At 63.8% G+C, this 8946-nt stretch carries 9 protein-coding genes and 1 pseudogene; 7 read left to right on the top strand and 3 right to left on the bottom strand.

All coding sequences use genetic code 11. The features are described from left to right. Nucleotides 1-144: pseudogene (locus ABWY06_RS10785) on the top strand (cytosine permease); the annotation flags it as partial. A gap of 91 nt (nt 145-235) precedes the next feature. Here ABWY06_RS10785 and ABWY06_RS10780 read toward each other — a convergent pair. Genes ABWY06_RS10780 through ABWY06_RS10770 form a run of 3 tightly spaced genes read right to left on the bottom strand, consistent with a single transcriptional unit; the run spans nt 236 to nt 2774 of the window. Continuing rightward, the gene (locus ABWY06_RS10780; protein ID WP_353925570.1) at nt 236-988 is read right to left on the bottom strand and encodes a PAS domain-containing protein; all 753 of its coding nucleotides are present in this window, start codon (nt 986-988) and stop codon (nt 236-238) included. Next, complete coding sequence (locus tag ABWY06_RS10775) at nt 989-1660, bottom strand: response regulator (protein ID WP_128872076.1); 672 nt, start codon at nt 1658-1660, stop codon at nt 989-991. Continuing rightward, entirely contained in the window at nt 1629-2774 is a 1146-nt protein-coding gene (locus ABWY06_RS10770; RefSeq protein ID WP_353925569.1) for an ATP-binding protein, read from the bottom strand. Before ABWY06_RS10770 ends, ABWY06_RS10775 begins: the two co-directional genes overlap by 32 nt. A gap of 226 nt (nt 2775-3000) precedes the next feature. On the opposite strand from ABWY06_RS10770, the gene ABWY06_RS10765 reads away from it, so the two are divergent. The 6 genes from ABWY06_RS10765 to ABWY06_RS10740 are packed head-to-tail and all read left to right on the top strand — an operon-like array spanning nt 3001 to nt 8934. Then, nucleotides 3001-3513 carry a dimethylamine monooxygenase subunit DmmA family protein gene (locus ABWY06_RS10765; RefSeq protein ID WP_353925568.1) on the top strand — a complete coding sequence of 171 codons (513 nt, stop codon included), beginning with the start codon at nt 3001-3003 and terminating at the stop codon, nt 3511-3513. Beyond that, entirely contained in the window at nt 3510-4439 is a 930-nt protein-coding gene (locus tag ABWY06_RS10760; protein WP_353925567.1) for a PDR/VanB family oxidoreductase, read from the top strand. The genes ABWY06_RS10765 and ABWY06_RS10760 overlap by 4 nt, the downstream gene beginning before the upstream one ends. Nucleotides 4440-4448: 9 nt before the next feature. Further along, a complete protein-coding gene (locus tag ABWY06_RS10755; protein ID WP_353925566.1) occupies nt 4449-5462 on the top strand; it encodes a heme-dependent oxidative N-demethylase family protein in 1014 nt (337 codons plus the stop codon). A gap of 34 nt (nt 5463-5496) precedes the next feature. Further along, nucleotides 5497-6627 carry an aminomethyl transferase family protein gene (locus tag ABWY06_RS10750; protein WP_353925565.1) on the top strand — a complete coding sequence of 377 codons (1131 nt, stop codon included), beginning with the start codon at nt 5497-5499 and terminating at the stop codon, nt 6625-6627. Nucleotides 6628-6660: 33 nt separating this feature from the next. Continuing rightward, nucleotides 6661-7527 carry a formyltetrahydrofolate deformylase gene (purU, locus tag ABWY06_RS10745; protein ID WP_154976724.1) on the top strand — a complete coding sequence of 289 codons (867 nt, stop codon included), beginning with the start codon at nt 6661-6663 and terminating at the stop codon, nt 7525-7527. A gap of 39 nt (nt 7528-7566) precedes the next feature. Next, complete coding sequence (locus ABWY06_RS10740; RefSeq protein WP_353925564.1) at nt 7567-8934, top strand: trimethylamine monooxygenase; 1368 nt, start codon at nt 7567-7569, stop codon at nt 8932-8934. Nucleotides 8935-8946 lie beyond the last annotated feature (12 nt).

Raw genomic sequence — 8946 nt, 5'->3', positions numbered from 1 at the left:
ACCACATTTTATGTCGGCCCCATCGCTACTGCGCTGGACGGCGTGGACCTGGCCTGGCTGGTCGGGCTGCTGGTGCCGGCTATCAGTTACTACGGGCTGATGAAGCTCGGCAAGCGCACCCAGGGGGTTGGCGAGCTGTCGTGATTACCGCCTGAACCTCTACTACACCGGGTGCAATGCCCACAATGCAACCTGAGGCCCGCGGCCCCCTGTCACCGGGGGGCAAGCCGCCCCGTCACTGGCGGCGGGGGCTGCGTTCGAAGATCGCGCCTTCGATACCCAGCACTTCCCGGGTGTCGGCATAGATCCCGACACCTTTTTCCCAGACATGCTTGATCGACTGATCGGCGCAACGAATCCGGTAATCGAGTTCGAACGGTTCCTGTCGCGACAAGGCATATTGCACCTCGCGCCAGACGTAATCGGCATCCTGCGCCAGGATCAGGCTGTTGTAGGTGAACTCATGGTTGTCCACCAGCCGCTCTGGGGGATAGCCGGTCAGTTGCAGGCAGCCGGCACTGACGAATTCCATGGTCCAGTCGCGGTTGTTGCGGCCGCGGTAGATCAGCCCGGGCATGCTGTCCAGCAGGCTCATGCTGCTGCGCTGGCTGGCCTGCAAGGCGATCTCGCGGCGTTTGTGCGCGGTAATGTCCCCGGCCACCAGATAGAAACCTTGAGCGCCGCGCCTGAGGCTGACGTCGAACCAGCGCAGTTCCCCCGAAGGGTGGACGAAACGCAGCCGCTGGTTGAAGCAGGTCTCGGGGCGCCGGCGCAGTTCATGCAGGGCCTGGCGCCACAATGAACGGTCTTCGTGGTGCACGTAATCGACGAGATTACGCTCCGGCCCCGGCCGATCCATCAGCTCGACCCAGGCCAGGTTGAAGTGGGCGATCTGCCCGTTATCCCGCAGTTCCAGCAGCGCCGCCGGAAAGCGATCCATCAGGTGCAAGGACGATGCCTGCACACATGCCTCAGGCCGATCCATCATCTAATGCCGCTCCTCGTGTCGCACGGACGCGCCGTTGTGGACCCACGCCGCCAGCTCCAGGCGCGAGTGCAGGCCAAGCTTCTGCAACAGATTGCGCACGTAGATCTTGACCGTGCCATCGCTGATCCCCAGTTCCCGGGCGATCTGTTTATTGCTCATGCCGGCTGCGATCAGGGCCAGGGTCTGGCCCTCGCGTTCGGTCAGGTTGCCGGTGTCCAGCGGATCCGGATCCTGTGCCGGCCGGTGCGCCGACTCGCGTTGATCGGCCAGCAGGGCCACCAGGGTCGAATCCAGGACGATCGCGCCCTTGTGGCAGTTGCGCATGTAGGCCAACAACGCATCGGGCTCGGTCTCCTTGAGCACATAGCCGCTGGCCCCCAGGCGCAGGGCCGTCAACAGCTCGGCGCGATCCATCGACGCGGTGAGCACCACCACCTGGCAATCGAGGCGCAACTGCCGCAGTTCATCGAGCACCTGCAAGCCGCTCAAGCCAGGCATGTGCAGATCCAGCAGCACCTGCTGCGGCGCCAGGCTCACGGCCAGGTTGATGCCTTCGCGGCCACTGGCGGCCTGCCCCACCACTTCGAAGTCATCGCTGGCGCCGAACAGCTGCGCCAGGCCCTTGCGAAACAGAGGGTGATCATCGATCAGTAATAAGGTCGTGCAGTCCATCGAAACTCCCCTGTGGCTGGTCCTGGTGGTGGCAAAGGCCAAGGTGTACGCGAACCCCGTGCGGGCGGATCGCTTCAATGGTCAGCCGGGCGCCGATGCTCGCGGCGCGTTCGCGGATAATCGCCAGGCCGAAATGGTTGTCCTCCCCCGACGCCGGGCTCAGGCCGATGCCGTCATCCTCCACGGATACCGCGATATCGCCGTCCTGGCTTTGCCGCAATTCGATGCGCACATGCCTCGCATGGGAATGGCGCACCGCGTTGGCCAGTGCCTCGCGAATGATCTGCAAAATCTGCAGTTCGGTTTCCGGGCCCAAGGCATCGTCGGCGAGGCGATTGTCCAGTTCGAAAACGATGATGCAGCGCCGCGAGAACTCGGCGACGGAGTCGGCCAGGGCCTGACGCAGCGAGCGCCCGTCCATGGTCAGGCGCGCGCTGGTGATCAGCTCGCGCACCTGGCGTTGCAGCTGGCTCAGGCCGCCGCACAATTCCTGCAACACGGCAGTAGCGTGCGCAGGCGTGCCCGGTTGCGTGCGCAGCAAGTGCGCCTGGAACGCCAGGTAACCCAACTGCTGCGCCACCGAATCGTGCAGTTCACGGGCCAGGGCACCGTGCTGGAACGTGGCCTGTTTGCGCTGTTGCTCACGGCTGTGGCAACGCAAGCGTACCGTGATGCCGACCGCCTGCGCCGCCTCCTCCAGCAAGGGGCGCCAGCTGGCGTGAACCGGTCGTGGGCTATCGAGCAGCAACACCCCGTTGCCCGAATCGTCACTGGGCGACAAGGCACACAGCAGGCGATGCACGCCCCGCTGCCGGCAAGGGCCACAGACTTGAGCCGTATCCGTCAGTGCCCCGTCACGCCAGGGACAGCGTTCCACGCCCCTACAGCCCTCAAGCGATGCACGCCGTGCCGGCCCCAGGTCTTCGCCGCCCAGGATCAGATTCAGTCTGCCGCTGGGCAGCAGTGCGTCGAAACGGTCCAGAAAAGTCGCCAAGGCACCGTCAGCGTGCATTTGGCTCAGGGGCAACCCGGCCAACAACCTGCGCACGCTGCGTGCCTGATCGGGGCGGATACGCCCCCACCAGAGCGGCCACCACTGCGGTCGTGTTCGCACTCTCGATAACTCCCCCGTCCGGCTGCTCAGCCCTGAACCGGGAGACCAGCAACTTCCATGCCCCGAACCGGTGTCGCGCACGGCTTATCTCCAAAGACATAGCCCTTTTTCCGGATTGAGAAGATTTTCCCCATAGGAAAGTATCTTCCCCAACAGGAAACAAATTCTCTGTCCAACGCCACCTTTCTCGCCTTTCGACAGGCGCGGATCAGCCAGGAAAGCCCACATGACGGATAAACACAGCGCCGCCCCGGACCGACTTCACAGCCTCCCGCGCTATCGCCAGCCACTGCCCCGCGATACCGCCACCCGGCACCTTGTGGTCATGCAATCGGCGGCGGCCTGCGCCCCCGTTGTCGGCGCCCTTGAACAGCCCCTGGTGCTCAATGGCGAGAACGCCGACTTCACCCCGCGCCTGCAGCAGATGCTGGGCAGTGCCACCGTCGGCAGCCAGCTCTACATCATGGGCGACGAGGCCTTTATCTGGCGGATCCATGGCGAGGCCCGCAGCGTCGGGCTGGAAGATGATGAGATCGACATCATCCGCACGCTTGCCGGCCCGCGCCTGGTGTATTGCGTGCACTGCGGCCTGACCCAGGCTGCCGGGCCGGAGCCGCTGGTGACCTGCATCGGTTGCGCGGTCGGGCTGGAAGTGCGCGAGCACTTTTCCAGGCGCCTGGGGGCATACCTGGGCGTCTGCACCAACCCCGACCAGCCTTACGCCGGAGCCCGGCCATGAGCGCGGTCCTCGAGGTGCAGGTCAGCGCGGCGAGAATGCTCAGCCCGGTGGTACGCGAATTCACCCTGCAATCATGCGCCGGACCCTTGCCAGGTTTTTCCCCCGGCAGTCATGTGCAGGTTCACCTGCCGCTGGCGGCGGGCAAGGTTCGCAATGCCTATTCACTGACCGGCGACCCGGCGCACAGCCAGCACTACCGCATTGCCGTACGCCTGCAGGACGTCTCCCGCGGCGGCTCGCACTACCTGCATCGCCAGGTCCGGGTCGGCGACAGGCTGCAGATCTCGCCGCCGGCCAATCTGTTTGCCCTGCACTCGACCGCCAGCCTGCACATCCTGATCGCCGGGGGCATTGGCATCACACCGTTCATGGCCTACATCGCGGCCCTCGAACAACGCCAGGCCCACTTCGAATTGCACTACCTGTATCGCCCCGGGCTGAGCGATGCCTACGTCGATGAGTTGCAACAGCGACTGGGTTCGCGATTGCACACCTACGCCAGTCGCCCGGACCTGAGCCGGATCCTGCGCGACCGGCCGCTGGGCAGCCATGTGTACACCTGCGGCCCGCCACCGTTGCTCGACGCGGTACGGCAACAGGCCACGGCCCTCGGCTGGCCTCCCGGGAGGGTGCATTGGGAAGCCTTCAATGGCGCACAGCCAGGTCAGGCCTTCGACGTCGAACTGCTGCGCAGCGGCCGCCGCCTGCGGGTCGGGGCTGAACAAAGCCTGCTCGAAGCCCTGGAATCGACCGGCCTGCAGATCCCCAACCTGTGCCGTGGCGGCGTCTGCGGCCAATGCATGACCCGCCACCGGGGCGGCGACATCGAACACCGCGACAACTTCCTCAGCCCCGCTGAACAGGACGGCTTTCTCATGCCCTGTGTCTCTCGCGGCCGCGGCCAATGCGTTTCGCTGGATCTTTAGGAGTCGACCATGACCATTCAAGCAACCCCCGTGCAGAGCTATCGAGACGACTTCAGTTTTCGCAACAGCCCCACGGCCATCCGCCGTTTCCCATTCCCCTTCACCGAGGACAGCTACCTGTACTCGGTGAACATCGAGCCGGCAACGTCCCGGGATCCCGGCTCGGTTTACCAGCACGGCTTCGACATCGACGAACATTACCGTTCGGAAATGGCCGAGCGCGCCCTGGTGCTGGACAAGGACCCGCGCCGCTACCTGGTGATGCCGCATATGCAGGTAGCCGCCTGGGATGCACTGCAGATGCTCATGGAACACCTCGCCGCCGACTATCCGCAGTGGTTCAGCCTTGAGCGTGTGGGTGACGACTGGCACTGGCGCAACCAGCTGCTGGATATCGATCAGCGCTTCGTGTTCGGTGATGCCACGAGCCTGCCCTGCGAGCCGCTGGAGTTCATCGGCCGCCAGGTGCAGGGGGATTTCGCCCTGCTCGATCAACGCGACGGCGATCTGTACATGGACGCCGGCCTGGTCACCTGCCCGGCCGACTGGTCACTGGCCTTCGACGCCGGCATGAGTTTCAAGCAGTGGCATTCGCCGGTACCGATGGCCCACCAGATGGGTGTGTTCGACCGCGCGCTGAAGTACCTGCTCAACCTGCAGGCGGGGCAGCCGGTACGGCGCCTGAACTGGACGCTGACCATCAACCCGCGCCTGGATTCTTCCCCCGAGACCTTCCATGAATGGGGCGCCGACCGCGGCCGCATCACCGCCGACAACGTCGGGCAACAGGTGCATCTGCGGGTCGAGTTGCAAGTGATGGCCCGCCTGCCGCGCAGCAATGCGGTGATGTTCAGCATCCGCACCTACCTGATCAGCATGGACGAGCTGGTCACCCAGCCCGGCTGGGGCTGCCGCCTGCACCGTGTGCTGCGCGACCTGCCCGAGCCGATCGCCGACTACAAGGGTATGAGCCGTTACCGAGCGACCCTGGTCGAGTGGCTGAGCCGCTTCGACCAGGCCTGACCCCCACCCATTTTTTTTCGACAAGGATCCTCACATGGCTCACTCATGGCGTATTTCCGCATTGGCCGAACGGCACCGCGCACTCGGCTCGAACCTCGAAGACTGGAACGGCATGGGCACGGCCTGGACCTACAGCAGCGATCTTGCCGATCACCATCAGGCGATCCGCACCCGCGCCGGGCTGATGGATGTGTCCGGGCTGAAGAAAGTCCACTACGTCGGCCCCCATGCCGAGAGCCTGCTGCAATGGGCCACCACCCGCGACATCGCCAAGCTTTACCCCGGCAAGTCGGTGTACGCCTCGATGCTCGACGAGGACGGCAAGTTCGTCGATGACTGCATCGTCTATCGCACCGGGCCCAACGTGTTCATGGTGGTGCACGGGGCCGGCAGCGGTCACGAAATGCTGGTGCGTTCAGCCCAGGGTCGCCAGGTGGCCGTGCTGTTCGATGACGACCTGCACGACCTGTCGCTGCAAGGCCCGCTGGCGGTGGATTTTCTCGCCGAGCACGTCCCCGGGATCCGTCAGCTGCCCTATTTCCATCACCTGCAAACCCGCCTGTTCGACCGCCCCGTGATGATCTCGCGAACCGGCTACACCGGCGAACGCGGCTACGAAATTTTCTGCAAGGCCGCCGATGCCCCGGCGCTGTGGGACAGCATCCTCGAACAGGGCGCGAGCCTTGGCATCATCCCGTGCGCCTTCACCGCCCTGGACTGGTTGCGGGTGGAAAGTTCGCTGATGTTCTTCCCCTACGACAATTCGCAGATGTACCCCTTCGCCGACCAGAAGGCCGGCGACACCCTCTGGGAAATGGGCCTGGATTTTACCGTCTCGCCGGACAAACGCGACTTCCGCGGCGCCGAGGAGCACTTCCGGCTGCGTGGCAAAGAGCGCTTCAAAATCACCGGTGTGTTGCTCGAAGGCGTCCGCGCCGCCGAGGCTGGCGACACATTGTGGCAGGGCGACAAGCAAGTCGGGGTCATCACCTGCGGCATGTATTCGCGCCTGAGCAAACGCTCCATGGCCATCGCCCGGATGAGCCTTGCCTGCGTGCTTCCCGGCATAGCCCTGCAGGTGCGCGGCAGCCTGGAAAGCGCCGCCGTGACCCACGCCCTGCCCTTCGACGACCCGGAAAAAACCAAGCGCACAGCCAAGGGCTGAGCCGCCCCTTCACTTGCAATCAGGGAACCTTCAATGGACACCTCCAACGAACATTACATCCTCAAGATCAACTGCCCGGCAGCGTCCGGCATCGTCGCCGCGATCACCGCATGCCTGGCCCGGCAGCAGTGCTACATCAGCGAACTGGCGCAATTCGACGACGAGTTCACCGGGCAGTTTTTCATGCGCGCGGTGTTCCGCTTCAACACTGGCGTGACCGGCGATATCGGTGCCCTGCGCGAGGATCTGGGGGACATGGCCGGCGGCTTCGACATGCAGTGGCAACTGTTCTGCAGCAGCCAGCCGACCCGGGTGCTGCTGATGGTCAGCAAGTTCGACCATTGCCTGACCGACCTGCTGTACCGCCATCGCAAGGGCGAGATGGACATGCACATCACCGCCGTGGTCTCCAACCACCTGGACCTGCGCGCCATGGCCGAACGCGAAGGTATCCGCTTCATCTACCTGCCGATCACCAAGGACAGCAAGGCCGGCCAGGAAGCCGAATTGATGCGCATCGTCGAGGACACCCGGACCGACCTGGTGGTGCTCGCCCGCTATATGCAGATTCTCTCCGATGGTTTGTGCCAGCAGTTGTCCGGGCGGGCGATCAACATCCATCACTCGTTCCTGCCTGGCTTCAAGGGGGCCAAGCCCTATCACCAGGCCTACGACCGCGGCGTGAAACTGATCGGCGCCACCGCCCACTACGTCACCTCGGACCTCGACGAGGGGCCGATCATCGAGCAGGAAATCCAGCGCGTCGACCACACGCACCTGCCCGATTCGCTGGTTGCCATCGGCCGCGACACCGAAACCGTGGCGCTTTCCAAAGCCCTGAAATACCACCTGGAACACCGGGTGTTCATCAACCAGGACAAGACGGTGATTTTTCGCTGAGCGAGCCTTTTTTCCGATTCACAGCCACGAGAAACGACCATGACCACACGCGTAGCAATCATCGGCGCCGGCCCTTGCGGCATGGCTCAACTGCGGGCATTTCAATCGACCAGGGACCAGGGAACGCCCATCCCGGAACTGGTCTGCTATGAAAAACAGCAAGACTGGGGTGGCATGTGGAATTACACCTGGCGCACCGGCCTGGATGAACACGGAGAACCGGTGCACGGCAGCATGTACCGCTATTTGTGGTCGAACGGCCCGAAGGAATGCCTGGAGTTCGCCGACTACACCTTCGAAGAACATTTCGGTCGCCCCATCGGCTCCTACCCGCCCCGGGAGGTGCTGTGGGACTACATCAAGGGCCGCGTCGAAAAAGCCGGGGTTCGCGACTACATCCGTTTCAACAATGTGGTGCGCCAGGTCACCTTTGACGAAGAGACTCGCCGCTTCACGGTGGTTGCCCACGACCACGGCAGCGATACCCGGACCTCGGAAGAGTTCGACTATGTGATCAACGCCTGCGGGCACTTTTCGACGCCGAAGATGCCGTACTTCCCCGGATTCGAGCAGTTCGGCGGGCGCATCCTGCACGCCCATGATTTCCGCGAGGCGCTGGAGTTCAAGGGCAAGGACCTGCTGATCGTCGGCAGCAGCTATTCCGCCGAAGACATCGGCTCGCAGTGCTACAAGTATGGTGCCCGCAGCATCACCAGCTGCTACCGCACCGCCCCCATGGGCTATGACTGGCCCGCCAACTGGGAAGAAAAACCGCTGTTGCAGCGCCTGGAAAAAAACCGCGCGTACTTTATCGACGGCACCCACAAGCACATCGATGCGGTGATCCTGTGCACCGGCTACAAACACCACTTCCCCTTCCTGCCGGACGAACTGTGCCTCAAGACTGACAACCGGCTATGGCCGATGAACCTGTACAAGGGCATTTTCTGGGAGCCCAACCCGCAACTGATCTACCTCGGCATGCAGGACCAGTGGTACTCGTTCAACATGTTCGACGCCCAGGCCTGGTACGCCCGCGACGTGATCCTCGGACGCCTCCAGCTGCCGAGCCAGGCCGAGATGATCGCCGACAGCCTGCACTGGCACGCACGGGAACAGACACTGGAAACCAACCAGCAAATGTTCGAATTCCAGGGCGCCTACATCCAGCAGCTGGTGGACGCCACCGATTACCCGAGCTTCGATATCGCCGCGGTCAACGACACCTTCCTGCACTGGAAGCACGACAAGGCCCACGACATCATGGGTTACCGCGACAAGTCCTATCGCTCGCTGATGACCGGCACCCAGTCGCCGCCCCACCACACGCCTTGGCTGCATGCCCTTGACGACTCCATGGCGGCGTACCTCGCCGGACCGCCGATGTCCGTCAAGTCGATCGGTTGACCCGGGAGCCTC

The organism is Pseudomonas sp., assembly GCF_040514055.1.
Taxonomy (GTDB): Bacteria; Pseudomonadota; Gammaproteobacteria; order Pseudomonadales; family Pseudomonadaceae; genus Aquipseudomonas.
Note: the sequence above shows the minus strand (reverse complement) of the source record. Positions and strands in the feature narration are given on the sequence as shown.